Origin of the sequence: Neisseria sp. RH3002v2g (assembly GCF_014596425.2) — a bacterium.
Classification (GTDB): domain Bacteria; phylum Pseudomonadota; class Gammaproteobacteria; order Burkholderiales; family Neisseriaceae; genus Neisseria.
The window spans coordinates 1,324,116-1,337,949 of sequence record NZ_CP110721.1; the positions used below are offsets into that span (position 1 = coordinate 1,324,116).

Annotated in this window: 14 protein-coding genes; 9 read left to right on the top strand and 5 right to left on the bottom strand. The window is 50.4% G+C overall.

Annotated elements, in window-relative coordinates; all coding sequences use genetic code 11:
* The first annotated feature begins 6 nt into the window (after positions 1-6).
* Entirely contained in the window at positions 7-1,602 is a 1,596-nt protein-coding gene (locus BBP27_RS06315) for a peptide chain release factor 3 (protein WP_003745662.1), read from the top strand.
* 48 nt (positions 1,603-1,650) lie between these two features.
* Here BBP27_RS06315 and BBP27_RS06320 read toward each other — a convergent pair whose 3' ends face one another.
* Positions 1,651-2,421, bottom strand: coding sequence for a sulfite exporter TauE/SafE family protein (locus BBP27_RS06320; protein WP_188211376.1), 771 nt, complete (start codon positions 2,419-2,421; stop codon positions 1,651-1,653).
* A 197-nt stretch (positions 2,422-2,618) separates the two neighbouring features.
* On the opposite strand from BBP27_RS06320, the gene BBP27_RS06325 reads away from it, so the two are divergent.
* Positions 2,619-3,164 (top strand): TIGR00645 family protein, encoded by a 546-nt coding sequence (locus BBP27_RS06325; protein ID WP_188211375.1) that lies wholly within the window; start codon positions 2,619-2,621, stop codon positions 3,162-3,164.
* 72 nt (positions 3,165-3,236) lie between these two features.
* Here the strand turns inward: BBP27_RS06325 and BBP27_RS06330 are convergent, their stop codons facing one another.
* Both BBP27_RS06330 and BBP27_RS06335 read right to left on the bottom strand, forming a co-directional pair.
* Positions 3,237-4,187, bottom strand: a complete 951-nt coding sequence (locus BBP27_RS06330) for a bile acid:sodium symporter family protein (RefSeq protein WP_188211374.1) — start codon at positions 4,185-4,187, stop codon at positions 3,237-3,239.
* A 204-nt stretch (positions 4,188-4,391) separates the two neighbouring features.
* A complete protein-coding gene (locus tag BBP27_RS06335) occupies positions 4,392-5,279 on the bottom strand; it encodes a YicC/YloC family endoribonuclease (RefSeq protein ID WP_223168896.1) in 888 nt (295 codons plus the stop codon).
* Between the two features lie 137 nt (positions 5,280-5,416).
* Here BBP27_RS06335 and rph point away from each other — a divergent pair, with 137 nt between their 5' ends.
* The 7 genes from rph (at position 5,417) to BBP27_RS06370 (ending at position 10,442) form a co-directional block, all read left to right on the top strand.
* The gene (rph, locus tag BBP27_RS06340) at positions 5,417-6,145 is read left to right on the top strand and encodes a ribonuclease PH (protein ID WP_188211373.1); all 729 of its coding nucleotides are present in this window, start codon (positions 5,417-5,419) and stop codon (positions 6,143-6,145) included.
* A 171-nt stretch (positions 6,146-6,316) separates the two neighbouring features.
* Complete coding sequence (locus BBP27_RS06345; RefSeq protein WP_003745649.1) at positions 6,317-7,537, top strand: aspartate kinase; 1,221 nt, start codon at positions 6,317-6,319, stop codon at positions 7,535-7,537.
* Positions 7,538-7,887: 350 nt separating this feature from the next.
* Entirely contained in the window at positions 7,888-8,538 is a 651-nt protein-coding gene (locus BBP27_RS06350) for a PM1805 family lipoprotein (RefSeq protein ID WP_188211372.1), read from the top strand.
* A gap of 79 nt (positions 8,539-8,617) precedes the next feature.
* Positions 8,618-8,944 carry a purine permease gene (locus tag BBP27_RS06355; protein ID WP_223168895.1) on the top strand — a complete coding sequence of 109 codons (327 nt, stop codon included), beginning with the start codon at positions 8,618-8,620 and terminating at the stop codon, positions 8,942-8,944.
* Positions 8,945-9,013: 69 nt separating this feature from the next.
* Positions 9,014-9,337: a dimethyl sulfoxide reductase gene (locus BBP27_RS06360; protein ID WP_107696962.1), complete on the top strand. Its 324-nt coding sequence runs from the start codon at positions 9,014-9,016 to the stop codon at positions 9,335-9,337.
* A gap of 94 nt (positions 9,338-9,431) precedes the next feature.
* Complete coding sequence (locus BBP27_RS06365) at positions 9,432-9,836, top strand: hypothetical protein (protein ID WP_188211371.1); 405 nt, start codon at positions 9,432-9,434, stop codon at positions 9,834-9,836.
* 171 nt (positions 9,837-10,007) lie between these two features.
* On the top strand, positions 10,008-10,442 hold the full coding sequence (locus BBP27_RS06370; protein ID WP_188211370.1) for a hypothetical protein: 435 nt from the start codon (positions 10,008-10,010) through the stop codon (positions 10,440-10,442).
* A gap of 76 nt (positions 10,443-10,518) precedes the next feature.
* Here the strand turns inward: BBP27_RS06370 and BBP27_RS06375 are convergent, their stop codons facing one another.
* Both BBP27_RS06375 and BBP27_RS06380 read right to left on the bottom strand, forming a co-directional pair.
* Positions 10,519-10,959 carry a DNA polymerase III subunit chi gene (locus tag BBP27_RS06375; RefSeq protein WP_049344410.1) on the bottom strand — a complete coding sequence of 147 codons (441 nt, stop codon included), beginning with the start codon at positions 10,957-10,959 and terminating at the stop codon, positions 10,519-10,521.
* A gap of 37 nt (positions 10,960-10,996) precedes the next feature.
* Positions 10,997-13,483, bottom strand: coding sequence for a heavy metal translocating P-type ATPase (locus BBP27_RS06380; RefSeq protein WP_049344441.1), 2,487 nt, complete (start codon positions 13,481-13,483; stop codon positions 10,997-10,999).
* Between the last annotated feature and the right edge of the window lie 351 nt (positions 13,484-13,834).

Consider the following 13,834-nt stretch of genomic DNA (forward strand, 5'->3'; position numbering starts at 1 on the left):
AAAACCATGTCCCAAGAAATCCTCGACCAAGTGCGCCGCCGCCGCACGTTTGCCATCATCTCCCACCCTGACGCAGGTAAAACCACGCTGACCGAAAAACTGTTGCTGTTTTCAGGTGCGATTCAAAGCGCGGGTACGGTAAAAGGCAAGAAAACCGGCAAATTCGCCACTTCCGACTGGATGGAAATCGAGAAGCAGCGCGGCATTTCCGTGGCATCAAGCGTGATGCAGTTCGACTACAAAGACCACACCGTCAACCTCTTGGACACGCCGGGACACCAAGACTTCTCCGAAGACACCTACCGCGTATTGACCGCCGTTGACAGCGCCTTGATGGTCATCGACGCGGCCAAAGGCGTGGAAGCGCAAACCATCAAACTCTTGAACGTCTGCCGCCTGCGCAACACGCCGATTGTGACGTTCATGAACAAATACGACCGCGAAGTGCGCGACTCTTTGGAATTGCTGGACGAAGTGGAAAACATCCTGCAAATCCGCTGCGCGCCCGTCACCTGGCCAATCGGCATGGGCAAAAACTTCAAAGGCGTGTACCACATCCTGAACGATGAAATCTATCTCTTTGAAGCGGGCGGCGAGCGCCTGCCGCACGAGTTTGACATCATCAAAGGCATCGACAATCCTGAATTGGAACAACGCTTTCCGTTGGAAATCCAACAGTTGCGCGACGAAATCGAATTGGTGCAGGCCGCTTCCAACGAGTTCAATCTCGACGAATTTCTCGCCGGTGAGCTCACGCCCGTATTCTTCGGTTCGGCAATTAACAACTTCGGTATTCAGGAAATCCTCAATTCATTGATTGAATGGGCGCCTGCGCCGAAACCGCGCGATGCGACCGTGCGCATGGTCGAGCCGGACGAGCCGAAGTTTTCCGGATTTATCTTTAAAATCCAAGCCAATATGGACCCAAAACACCGCGACCGCATCGCCTTCTTGCGCGTCTGCTCCGGTAAATTCGAGCGCGGCATGAAGATGAAACACCTGCGCATCAACCGCGAAATCGCCGCCTCCAGCGTGGTAACCTTCATGTCGCACGACCGCGAGCTGGTGGAAGAAGCCTACGCCGGTGACATCATCGGTATCCCAAACCACGGCAACATCCAAATCGGCGACAGCTTCTCCGAAGGCGAACAACTGGCGTTCACCGGCATCCCATTCTTCGCGCCCGAACTGTTCCGCAGCGTCCGCATCAAAAACCCGCTGAAAATCAAGCAACTGCAAAAAGGTTTGCAACAGCTCGGCGAAGAAGGCGCGGTGCAGGTCTTCAAACCCATGAGCGGCGCAGATTTGATTTTGGGCGCGGTCGGCGTGTTGCAGTTTGAAGTCGTTACCTCGCGGCTGGCCAACGAATACGGCGTAGAAGCCGTGTTCGACAACGCATCCATCTGGTCGGCGCGCTGGGTATCGTGCGAAGACAAGAAAAAGCTGGCGGAGTTTGAAAAAGCCAACGCAGGCAATCTGGCGATAGACGCAGGCGGCAACCTCGCCTACCTCGCCCCTAACCGCGTCAACTTAAATCTGACGCAGGAACGCTGGCCGGACATCGTGTTCCACGAAACGCGCGAGCATTCGGTTAAACTGTAAAACGCAAAGGCCGTCTGAAACTTTCAGACGGCCTTTTTTCATTCGATATCAACCCAATAAATCCAAAGCAAACTTCCCAATGGTCAGACACAGCAGCAACATAAACCCGTAACGCAGCAGCTTAGTTCCGCCGCGTATTGCCAAGCGCGCGCCAACCACGCCGCCGCACAAATTCGCTACCGCCAACGGTATCGCCCATGCCCACACAACATGGCCTTGGGGGATAAAAAACGTCAGCGCGGCAAGATTGGTGGTCGAATTGATGACTTTCGCCGAAGCGTTCGCCGCTAAAAAATCATAGCCGTAAAAGCGGACGAACACGAAAGCCAGCAGGCTGCCCGTTCCCGGCCCGAAAATGCCGTCGTAAAACCCAATTAACGCACCGAAAAACAAGCCCCATAAAGTTTCGCGGCGCGTCAGCTTTTCAGTACGCACCGTCTGCCCCAAGTCTTTTTTCAAAAAAGTGTACAGACACATGGCAATCATGATGACCAACATTGCCGGCTTCATGTATTGCACGGGGAAATACACCACCGTTTTCGCGCCCAGATAGGAAGCGGCAAACGCCAACGCCGCGGCAGGCAGCAGCATTTTCCACGGCACGGGGATTCGGCGCAGGTATTGCCCCGTCGCGGTCAACGTGCCGCAGCAGGAAGCGAATTTATTGATGCCCATCACTGAAGCTACAGGCGTGGTATTTGGCAATAGGTTGAACAAGCCAGGAATCTGCAACAGCCCGCCGCCGCCAACCGCCGCGTCCATCAGCCCTGCGGCAAAACCGACCAACACCAGATAATAAAAAAACGAATCTGCAAGCATAATGTCCATCTCTAAAAAGCAAAGCGATTTTGCGCGTGTTTGCCCGACCTGACAACCTACAAGGCCGTCTGAAAACAAGAAGCCGACATCCTGTTTTCAGACGGCCTTTCTTTTTAAATTCAGCCACTAATAAGATTGCAGCTTGAAAATTTTTCCATTAAAATGCCGCCCCCTGTCTTTCCCGAACACAACATATTATGGAACATCCTACCCCGACCAAACACACGCCCCGCGACCGAATGGGCATCTTCGCGCATTTCATCTTCGCCAGCCGCTGGCTGCAACTGCCGATTTATCTGGGCTTGATTGTCGCCCAAGGCATTTACGCCTACAAATTCCTCAAATCCTTATGGCATTTGGTCACCAATCTCGGCATCATGGATGAAAACACCATCATGATGGCCGTGTTAAACCTGATTGACGTTGTGATGATTGCCAATCTGCTGACCATGGTCATTGTCGGCGGCTACGAAACCTTCGTTTCCCGCCTCCACGTTAACGAACACCCCGACCAGCCCGAATGGCTCAGCCATGTCAACGCATCGGTTTTGAAGGTTAAGCTGTCAATGTCTATCATCAGCATTTCCTCCATCCATCTGCTGCAAACCTTCCTCAACGCCGCCAACCTGACCGAAAAACAAATGATGTGGCAGTGCATTACCCACATCTGTTTCCTGATTTCCGCCCTCGCCATGGCGTTAACAGACAAAATCGTGTACAGCACGACACATAAAGCGCATTGATTTCAAAAACAATCAAAAGGCCGTCTGAAACCTTTTCAGACGGCCTTTTATTATTTGGCAATGTTTACCAGCTTATTGCTGACGCTTGTCCCACCAGGCAAACAAATTGCCCAAAATCGTTCCCGATACGGAGTGCCAAACGCAGGCAACGGCGGCGGCAACGGCAGACTCGGCATTACCGGGGAAAAATTTGGCGCTCAAACCAGTGGCAAGTCCGGCATTTTGTACGCCGACTTCGATGGCAAGGGTGCGTTTTTTAGCAGTATTCATGCCGGTTAACGCGCCGCTGTAATAGCCGAGGATATAGCCGCCGATGTTGTGTGCGGCGATGGCGAGTATCATGACCAAGGCGGATTCGGCGAAGCGGTGGCCGTGGACGGCCGCAACGCCGCCGACAATACACGCGAATGCGGCAACGGCAACAGCAGGCATAATCGCGCGCACGTCTTCAAACCAGTGTTTTTTGTGCAGCAAAATATTGGCCACCGAACCAATGACAACAGGCAAAAGCGTTACAAGCAGCATAAATTTGAACATGCCCCAGCCGTCCATTTCAACGGTTTGTCCGACCAAATAAGTCATCCACAGCGGTGTCATCACAGGCGCGAGGACGGTGGAAACCGTGGTCATGCCGACTGAAAAAGCAACATCGCCTTTAGCCAAAAAACTCATGATATTGGACGAAACGCCGCCCGGGCAGGTACCGACCAAAACCAAACCCAGCGTCAATCCGGGCGAAAGATTGAAGGCTTTGGCAATACCGATGGCAAGCAGGGGCATAATCGTGTATTGGGCGATTGCGCCGATAAAAATATCGAGCGGACGCTGCGCCAGAATTTGATAATCTTCTTTGCCCAAAGTCATGCCCATGCCGAGCATGATGATGCCGAGTACGACGACTTGCGTATCGCCTTTTACCCACGAAAAAGTGGCAGGTTCGATAAAGGCGATGATGGAGGCAAGAATGATGATCAGGGCGGTGAAGCGGGTCATTTGCCGACTGATAGCGGTCAGAAAGTTCATGTTTTTACTCCTTTGTATGTTCTTATCATGACAATAATTGCCATAATTTAACACATGTTAACTCTTTTGCGCAATGATAGTCACGAAACAGGAAACCCGACTCCAATAGTGTTTAAAAACAAACCAAACCTATTCCGCCTCATATCGACACAAAGGCCGTCTGAAACTTTTCAGACGGCCTTGTTTTATCTGTTCGTTATCGATTTATTCGATATTTTGAACCTGTTCGCGCATTTGTTCGATTAAGACTTTCAGTTCAACCGACGCTTGCGTGCACTCGGCGGCGATGGCTTTGCTGCCCAAAGTGTTGGCTTCGCGGTTGAGCTCCTGCATCAGAAAATCCAAACGTTTGCCTACGCTGCCCTTGCCTTCGGTAACGATGCGGCGCACTTCGGCGATATGGGTGCGCAAACGGCTGAATTCCTCATCCACATCGGATTTTTGGATGAATAAAGCAAATTCCTGTTGCAAGCGGTCGTTGTCGATATTGCCGACGGCTTCGGCCAAACGGGTTTTGACTTTGTCCATATGCGCCTGCAGCAGGCTGGGGAACAATTCGTTCAAAGCATCCACAATCTCTTCCATGCCGTCCAGACGTTGCAGCAGGTGCTCGCCCAGTTTTTTGCCTTCGCGTTTGCGGGCGGCTGCAAACTCTTTCAAAGCGCTGGTCAATAAATCTTTAACGCCTTTGGCCAAAGCTTCGGCATCTTCGCCCTGACCCGCCAAAACGCCGGGAAAACGCAAAACATCGGCCACGCTCAATTTGGCAAAATCATGCTCCTTACGCCAAGTTTTGTTCAAATGCGCCAGTTGGGCAACCAAATCCTGATTGACCTCCAAAGTCTGTCCGCCCGAAGAGGCATCCTGCAGCTGGATGCGGCATTCCAATTTACCGCGCGCCACGGCCGCGGCAATCTGCTCGCGCAACGCGCCTTCCAAATAGCGCAACTCTTCCGGCATACGGAATTGGACATCCAAATAACGATGGTTGACCGCGCGGATTTCCAAATTAATCCGCTTACCGCCACATTCGCCTGCGGCATTGGCAAAGCCGGTCATGCTGTGGATTTGAATATTTCGTCTTGTAGCCATGGTTTTACTCCGTTTCCAAATACGAGTGAAAGTACGGATACTATAACACACCCGACCGCCGATTTTCAGACGGCCTTTGCCGCCAAATTCCTCTATAATTCAAGGCAACCTGTTTTTTATTTCCCCAAAGGACCATCATGAGCGACTACACACGCACCGACCGCGCCGCCGACAGCCTGCGCAACATCAAAATCACCCCAAACTTTCTTCCCCACGCCGACGGCTCCTGCATCATCGAGTGCGGCAACACCAAAGTGATTTGCACCGCCTCCATCGACGAAAATGTCCCACCGTTCCTGCGTGGTAAAGAACAAGGCTGGGTAACGGCCGAATACGGTATGCTGCCTGCTTCCACTGCCTCCCGTATGCGCCGCGAGGCCGCCGCAGGCAAACAGTCCGGCCGCACACAAGAAATCCAACGCCTGATCGGTCGCTCGCTGCGCGCCGTCGTCGATATGGAAAAACTCGGCGAACGCCAAATCCTGATTGACTGCGACGTCATCCAAGCAGACGGCGGCACGCGTACCGCCTCTATTACCGGCGCCTACGTTGCCCTGCAAATCGCCGTGGACAAACTCCTTTCAGACGGCCTCATCAGCGAAAACCCCATCCGCGAAGCCGTTGCCGCCGTTTCCGCCGGCGCGGTGGGCGGCGTACCGCTTCTGGACTTAGACTATCCCGAAGACTCAGGCTGCGACAGCGACGTCAACATCATCATGACCGCATCCGGCAAAATCATCGAAATCCAAGGTACGGCCGAAGGCGCGCCGTTCAGCATCGAAGAATTGGGCAAACTCATTGCCCTCGCCCATAAAGGCATTGCCGAATTGGTCCAACACCAAAAGGCCGCCCTTTTGTCCCGATAAGCAGCAAGGCCGTCTGAAAGATTTCAGACGGCCTTTTTTAACCCCGTCCATTTATGCGCATTTACTCAAAAAAGCGCGTCCCATCCTTGAATTTCATGTAAAAAATAGTAATAATAACCCTTTTCCCAGCAAACCAAGCTGCCCGACAAACCCCACAAGAAAGCACGAAACATGGCGTTAATCGTACATAAATACGGCGGCACATCAGTAGGCTCGCCCGAACGCATCAAAAACGTAGCCAAACGTGTCGCCAAAGCCCGCGCCGAAGGACACGACATCGTAGTCGTCGTATCCGCCATGAGCGGCGAAACCAACCGACTGGTCGCCCTGGCGCACGAAATGCAAGAACATCCCGATCCGCGCGAGCTGGACGTCGTCCTTGCCACCGGCGAACAAGTAACCATCGGCCTGCTGGCCATGGCCCTGAAAGACATCGGCGTTGACGCCAAGAGCTACACCGGCTGGCAGGTTGCCCTCAAAACCGACACTTCCCACACCAAAGCCCGCATCGAAAGCATCGATGACGAAAAAATGCGTGCCGACCTCGCCGAGGGCAAAGTCGTTATCGTAGCCGGTTTCCAAGGCATCAGCAGCGAAGGCAATATCTCAACCCTCGGCCGCGGTGGCTCCGACACCTCCGCCGTTGCACTTGCCGCAGCCCTCAAAGCCGACGAATGCCAAATTTATACCGACGTAGACGGCGTTTACACTACCGATCCGCGCGTCGTACCCGAAGCACGCCGCATGGACACGATCACATTCGAAGAAATGATCGAATTGGCCAGCCTCGGCTCAAAAGTTTTACAAATCCGCTCCGTAGAATTCGCCGGAAAATACAAAGTGCGCCTGCGCGTACTCAGCAGCCTGCAAGAAGGCGGCGACGGCACCCTGATTACCTTTGAAGAGGACGACAACATGGAAAGAGCAGCCGTAACCGGTATCGCATTCGACAAAAACCAAGCCCGTATCAACGTACGCGGCGTACCCGACAAACCCGGCGTTGCCTACCAAATCCTCGGCGCAGTTGCCGATGCCAACATCGAAGTCGACATGATCATCCAAAATGTCGGCAGCGAAGGCACAACCGACTTCTCCTTCACCGTACCGCGCAGCGACTACAAACAAACCATCGAAATCCTGCAACAACGTCAAGACAGCATCGGCGCAGCCTACATCGACGGCGACGACACCGTATGCAAAGTCTCCGCAGTCGGCTTGGGCATGCGTTCACACGTCGGCGTAGCCGCCAAAATCTTCCGCACCCTCGCAGAAGAAGGCATCAACATCCAAATGATTTCAACTTCCGAAATCAAAGTATCCGTCCTGATTGACGAAAAATACATGGAACTGGCCACCCGCGTTCTGCATAAAGCATTCGACTTGGGCAACTAATTCCAGCCAATCAAAAGGCCGTCTGAAACTTATTGTTTCAGACGGCCTTTTTTTATTCCTATCGCATCAACCAACAATATCCTAATAAAAAAATCTACTTTAGTTCAAAACAGCATAGCCAACCTTATTACCCTTGTTAATTTCATTATACATTCAAAAATTTATAACCATCCATCTTTGCCGTTTAATTCCAAAAACATACCACTTAACCTAATTTATGAAAAATAAACAAATTTGTAATAAAATAGAACAAATTTGTAATAAAATAGAACAAAAGTACAAATAATTATCTACACTCATCAATAAAAACAAATTTTCCCGTTTCCCCTAACTTAAGAAGGAATCCTAATATGAACGTATTAAACAAATTCGGTATGCTGATCTTGACCGCTTCCCTACTGGCAGCCTGCGGCGACTCCAGCAATAAAGGCAGCAGCGACAAACCGGCAGAACAAGTTGCCCAAAGCGAATCTAGCCCGGCCAACAAATACGAAAAAGCCCTGAGTGAATTCCCGGAAGCAGATCCTAAACTGGCCGAGCCTATCGTTATTTCCGATAAAAAATCTCCAGACGGTCTTGCCGAATTGCAAAAATTCAATAACTTCATTACTGGTGAGGAAGCTCAAAAAATTGGTCGAATAGGTCAAGAATTGCAACAGTTGGCTAGACAGAATAAAGAAGCCGAGACTATCGAGCAGATAAAAAAACTGACTGCCGCACTGGAACAATTCCATCAAAGTGCAGCTGCTATTGATATCAAAGATCCTGAAATCAAAGCAGTTTTAGATCGAACTGTGCAAGTCAACAGTACAATTAATGAGTTTATGATTTATGGAAGCAAGTATGCTTCTGAACTGACTATCGATAGTAAAGATAAAGAAGCAGTCAAATTTGCCAAAGATTTCCAAGACAAATCTCAAAAATTGCAAGAAACCCTGCGTACAGCCAATCAAGAATTACAAAAAGCAGCCGAAGCTTTAAGCAAAAAATACGCCCAATAAGCCTATTGTTTCCGATAAATAGCGGTGGTATCGGCAATATCGATACCACCTTTCCAAACCCTAAGTCAGGTTGAACACAATGAACAATCTTAATCCTTCACTCCCCTGCCCACACTGCCATGCCCCGATCCAAGGCGGATTGGTTAAAGGTTTGGCCGCAGTCAAAGAATGCCCTTCCTGCCATAAAAAAGTCAAATTCAAAAAGCCGCCTGTTGGCGAATATTTCAAAGCTTTGCTGAAACCTTTCGCTATTTTTGTAGTAGTTGTCTGTATCGTAGCGGCAATACTGATCAGCCTGTTTGGTACATTCCCCCCATATATCAGTACGGCATTAGTTATAGGCTTTCTTGTCTACTATATTATCCCGATTCAAAACAAACTTTCATCTTTTGAAAAAGACGAATAAACATATACTTTGCCCATCCGACCCGCTTTTCCGGATGGGCAATGCCTTATACAGCCCGATAAAAAAATAATGAAACCGTCCCCATTCTCTTGTCCTCATTGTTCCAATCCGATTCGGGGTAGTGCATTCAAAGGACTGAAAAGCATTAAAGAGTGCCCGACCTGCCACAAAAAAGTCCGCTATAAGCAGCCGACTGCAAAAGAAATCCGCCAAGCGACATGGAAAAAGAGCGTTATTTTCCTTGCCCTGCTGACATTATACCTTGCCTTTCTAATTGCACTATTGCGCGCAGATATTCCTTTTACGTATCTTATCCTCCCTATCATGATCTATTTGGTTGCAGTCTTCCAGCCTGCCATTATCAAGCTTTCTTCATTTGAGAAAGACGAATAGCCTGCTTTCAGACGGCCATTACCTTCAATGACAAGGTTTGGCCGATACCGATTTTAATCCTTATCCCCGATATTCTATCCAAGGCTTTTATTACATGAAACGTCCAATCCCTGTTACCATCGCCACCGTTCTCTATTTCATCCTAACTGCCCTTACTTGCTTTACCACCGTTGCTCTTGCAATTTATTCGGGCGATTTACTGATAGAGGGTGCAGCCTTAGCATTCCCTTTCCTGCCTTGGTGGCTGTCTATGCCCCTATACTTCATACTCCTTTCCTTGCCGGTATTTATTGCCGTCGGTCTGCTTTCAGGCAACCGTTCTGCCCGTTGGCTGGCTGTTGTGTTGGCGGCCGCTTCGTTGATCATGGTGTATAGCGATATGGCGAGCTATAGTTCCCAACAAATCATTATTCAATCCATACTCCACCTTGTTTTGCTGCTCCTCATCTTCAATCCGGTATCCAACCGCTATTTCGCCAGCGCGGCCGCAAAAACCTAATTCTGAACCATGGGATTTTGACTTCAAAAAACTTAAGGCCGTCTGAAACCCTTGCCCTTACGCAAATCTTTTTCAGAAAGCCATAAAATAGAATGGCAGACGGCCTTTCATACAATCAATAATGCGTTTCTCTTAGCAGCTTTAAATACCAAACTGTAAGCAAACAAACCCATGAAATCCGGTTTTCCTATTTTCTTTATCCTGCTCAACTTATTCTTCATCCTTTATTTGCCACGCAAACTATCCATATGGGTCCGTCTTGCGCTTTACCTGTCTATCGGTGGGCTGTTTTATTTATGGATGTCCAACAAATCTGCCCTAACCTCCCTATTTGCACACACCCTGTCATTGCAGCCATTCGACGTATTTCATGAGACAATCGGTTTTTCATTATTGGTTACTATCTTCCTCAATCTGTTTGACTTGCTTACCGTACCTTTGATTGTCCGTTTCCCTAACTTAATCCTCAAAAATCCCCAACACCACCATCAGTCTGTTCAATGGTATCTTGCCAATACTTCCCTTTTCGAACGCTTTTTCCACTATTTCTACGCTTTCTGCTGTTGCCTCATATTTTATGGCATATGGCATGAAGCCTTCCGATAATCAATCTAAAAAACAAAGGGACATCATCAAAATGTCCCTTTGTTTATATTCAGACGGCCTTGAATATCTTCAAAACTCAATCCTTTCCTTCTCTCGAAAAATGCTCAATCTCAAATCCGCTCTGACGATAAGCTCGGAAACGGTCTCGGGCTTCGGCCAAATCTTCTAAGCTGTTGCCCACAATTTCAAGGATACGGTTTGGAATGGCCGGGGCTTGGCTCCAGAAATCGGCAGACAGGTTTAAAACCGTGCAATCTTTCGGAATATTCGGCAGTGCATTTCCAAACGCAAGCAATACCGGCGTTTCAGACGGCATGGGGTCGGTAGGCAGCCAGACTTCATGCGGAATAAAGCTTTCGGGAATCTGCTGCCACAAATCAATGTCGAGTTGCTGCACTGCCGCGGCAGAATCCGACCACACCAAAATCTGCCCGCCATCGCGTATAGCGCGCGCAATCAGGCGGCAGGCAAAGGCGGCCGGTCGGGCGACGTGTGTATAAAAAGTGGCTTTAGGCATGGCGTATTCTTTCGTTTAGGCAATGGATTTGCCGTTTTCAGACGGCCTTTTTGGTTTTCAACAATCTCAAGGCATTACCCAACACCAGCAGCGAGCTGAAACTCATGCCGAGCGCGGCGATCCAAGGGGTCACGTAACCAAATACGGCCAGCGGAACGGCAACCAGATTGTATGCGCTCGCCCAAGTCAGGTTTTGGCGGATGATTTGATGGGTGCGGCGTGCCTGTTCCATCATCACGGGCAAAACATTCAAATCGTCATTGAGCAAAACCACATCGGCACCGTCTCGCGCCACATCGGCACTCGTGGCCACGGCGGCCGACACGTCGGCTTGGGCGAGGACGGGGGCGTCGTTGATACCGTCGCCGATCATCATAACTTTACGCCCTTGTTTTTGCAGATTTTCCACATAGGCCAACTTGTCTTCAGGCGTGGCTTCGGCACGATAGGCATCCAAGCCTAGCTCTTGCGCAACTTGGGCGACGGCAGCCTGTCGGTCGCCGCTTAAAAGGTGCAGACGGATGCCGTGCTGTTTCAGGTTTTGCAACATTTCGGCGGCGCTGTCTTTGATTTGGTCTTCCAGCAAAAAGGCCGTCTGAAAACCTCTTTGATTGCCCAAGAAAATAATGCCGCCCGTGTGGTCGATATGGGCAAATGTTTCGGGCAGATTACCGGCGATTTCCGAAACAAACGCTGCTTTGCCCAAAGCCCAAACTTGGGTTTCGCCATCCAATTCGATTTGCGCGCTGACACCGTGTCCAATGCGGTTGACCCGTTGCTGCACTTTCACATCAAGCGCGGATACAGGGCCGTCTGAAAGCATATGGTTCAAAATGGCACGGGCGATGGGGTGTTCGGATTGCTGCTCCAATGCTTGGGCAACGGCAAGGGCTTGGGCTTCGTTCGGACGGCCTGCGGACAACATCCGGCTGACGGAAAGCTGCCCTTTGGTCAGCGTACCGGTTTTGTCGAACACGACATCGTCAATTTGGGCAAGGGTTTCCAAACTTTGTTTGCCGCTGATGAGAATGCCGTCTTTGGCCAGCGCACCGGTCGAAGCGGCCAGCGCGGTCGGAGTCGCGAGCGACAAGGCGCACGGGCAGGTAATGACCAGCAGGGCGACGGTAATCCACAAGGCGGTGTGCGCGTCGGCATACCAAGCCCAGCCGATAAAAACGGGAATAGCAAGCAAGAGTTCGCCAAACACAAAACTGGACGCGTATTTTTCGGCCAACTCGGCGGCACGCGGTTTTTGCGCCAGCGCACGGTCGAGCAGTTTGACGATATGGGACAGGCGCGTGTTGCCGCCGGTATGGTCGGTGCGGATGATTAAAGGGCTGCTGGTGTTGAGCGTGCCGGCGGTTACTTTTTCAGACGGCCTTTTCACGATAGGCAAACTTTCACCGGTCAACATGGCTTCGTTGACTTCGCTCTCGCCGGACAAAACCGTACCGTCCACCGGAATGACTTCGCCGGGCTTCACAACAATCGTATCGCCGATATTGAGGCGGACGACTGCGGCTTCCTCGATGGCTTCGCTTTCCGGATAAGCCGGCAAACGGTGGCAAAATGCCGGAACCAGTTTGACCAACCGCTCCGCCGCATCGCCTGCTTTGCGTCGGGCAATCTGTTCCATAAAACGCCCGCCCAACAGGAAAAACAGCAGCATGGCGATGGATTCAAAATACATGCCTTGCCCTGCGTTGGTGGCCAGGCTGTAAATACCGGCGATAAAGGTCATCACAATGGCAATGGCAATCGGCGTATCCATGCCGACACGGCGGTTTTTCCAGTCGCGCCATGCGCCGCGGTAAAACGGCAACGCGCTGTAAAACACAACGGGCAACACCATCAAAAAGCCGCCCCAATGCAGGATTTCCAAATAAAGCGGCTCGATGTCGCCGCCGTAAAAATAAGTCGGCAGGGCAAACATCATCGTCTGCATCATGCCCAGACCGGCCACGGCCAATCTGACGATAAACTGCTTGCGCTCTTTCTGCGCCTGCGCTTCGATTTTTTGTGCATCATAAGGCGCGGCGGTATAACCGGTTTGGCGGATTTTCAGCAAAATATCCGACAATTCGATGTGGGCGCTGTCCCACACCACGCGGCAGCGGTGGGTACTGTAATTCAAATCCACACGCACCACGCCCTTCATGCGCAACAACTGCTGCTCAATCAGCCACACACACGCGGCGCAGGTAATGCCGCCCAGCATCAACACCGCCTCGCGTTCATCCCCAACGCCTACCTCGACAAAATCCGCCTGCACTTCAGGCAAATCGTACAGCTTTAATTGCGACAACACTTCCGGCGGCGGCAATTCGGATTTTTCCGCGTCGGCGGTACGCTGTTTGTAATAATTGCCCAAACCGGCATCAATAATGCTCTGCGCCACTGCTTGGCAGCCGGCGCAGCAGGTTTCGTGTTCTTCGTCTTCAAAACGAACCGTCAGATGCAGATGCTCGGGGACTTCAAGTCCGCAATGAAAGCAGTTTTTTTGGGAGTGTGTGGGAGATGTCATCATGTGTTCGATTTATTTTTCAGACGGCCTGAAACAACCGTCCCTGGGTGTTACATTTTAGCAAAAAGCGTTTTTCCGCCTCTTTTCATTCAATTTTGAATTAACAGGCTGTCGGATTTTATAAAAAATATGGAAAACAAAGTATTGACCGTTCATCAAACGATGAACGGTAATATATAAATACCGTTTATCTTTAAAAACTTCCGATTATTTTAATGTAAAAATGGAACTTTTTTAAAAATCCCGATACATTCTTTGTTGACCTCAATCCATTTAAGCAGCATACTTTAGGCATTCCGCGAAGACGGAAATCAAAAAACACACATTTACTTATAAAACTAACTTATTGGG

Bases quoted from the DNA above. Each gene is read 5' to 3' on its own strand.
- BBP27_RS06350 (WP_188211372.1), top strand. From the start codon at position 7,888: ATGAACGTATTAAACAAATTCGGTATGCTGATCTTGACCGCTTCCCTA.
- BBP27_RS06380 (WP_049344441.1), bottom strand. From the start codon at position 13,483: ATGACATCTCCCACACACTCCCAAAAAAACTGCTTTCATTGCGGACTT.
- BBP27_RS06360 (WP_107696962.1), top strand. From the start codon at position 9,014: ATGAAACCGTCCCCATTCTCTTGTCCTCATTGTTCCAATCCGATTCGG.
- BBP27_RS06320 (WP_188211376.1), bottom strand. From the start codon at position 2,421: ATGCTTGCAGATTCGTTTTTTTATTATCTGGTGTTGGTCGGTTTTGCC.
- BBP27_RS06345 (WP_003745649.1), top strand. From the start codon at position 6,317: ATGGCGTTAATCGTACATAAATACGGCGGCACATCAGTAGGCTCGCCC.
- BBP27_RS06365 (WP_188211371.1), top strand. From the start codon at position 9,432: ATGAAACGTCCAATCCCTGTTACCATCGCCACCGTTCTCTATTTCATC.
- rph (WP_188211373.1), top strand. From the start codon at position 5,417: ATGAGCGACTACACACGCACCGACCGCGCCGCCGACAGCCTGCGCAAC.
- BBP27_RS06375 (WP_049344410.1), bottom strand. From the start codon at position 10,959: ATGCCTAAAGCCACTTTTTATACACACGTCGCCCGACCGGCCGCCTTT.
- BBP27_RS06370 (WP_188211370.1), top strand. From the start codon at position 10,008: ATGAAATCCGGTTTTCCTATTTTCTTTATCCTGCTCAACTTATTCTTC.
- BBP27_RS06330 (WP_188211374.1), bottom strand. From the start codon at position 4,187: ATGAACTTTCTGACCGCTATCAGTCGGCAAATGACCCGCTTCACCGCC.
- BBP27_RS06355 (WP_223168895.1), top strand. From the start codon at position 8,618: ATGAACAATCTTAATCCTTCACTCCCCTGCCCACACTGCCATGCCCCG.
- BBP27_RS06325 (WP_188211375.1), top strand. From the start codon at position 2,619: ATGGAACATCCTACCCCGACCAAACACACGCCCCGCGACCGAATGGGC.
- BBP27_RS06335 (WP_223168896.1), bottom strand. From the start codon at position 5,279: ATGGCTACAAGACGAAATATTCAAATCCACAGCATGACCGGCTTTGCC.
- BBP27_RS06315 (WP_003745662.1), top strand. From the start codon at position 7: ATGTCCCAAGAAATCCTCGACCAAGTGCGCCGCCGCCGCACGTTTGCC.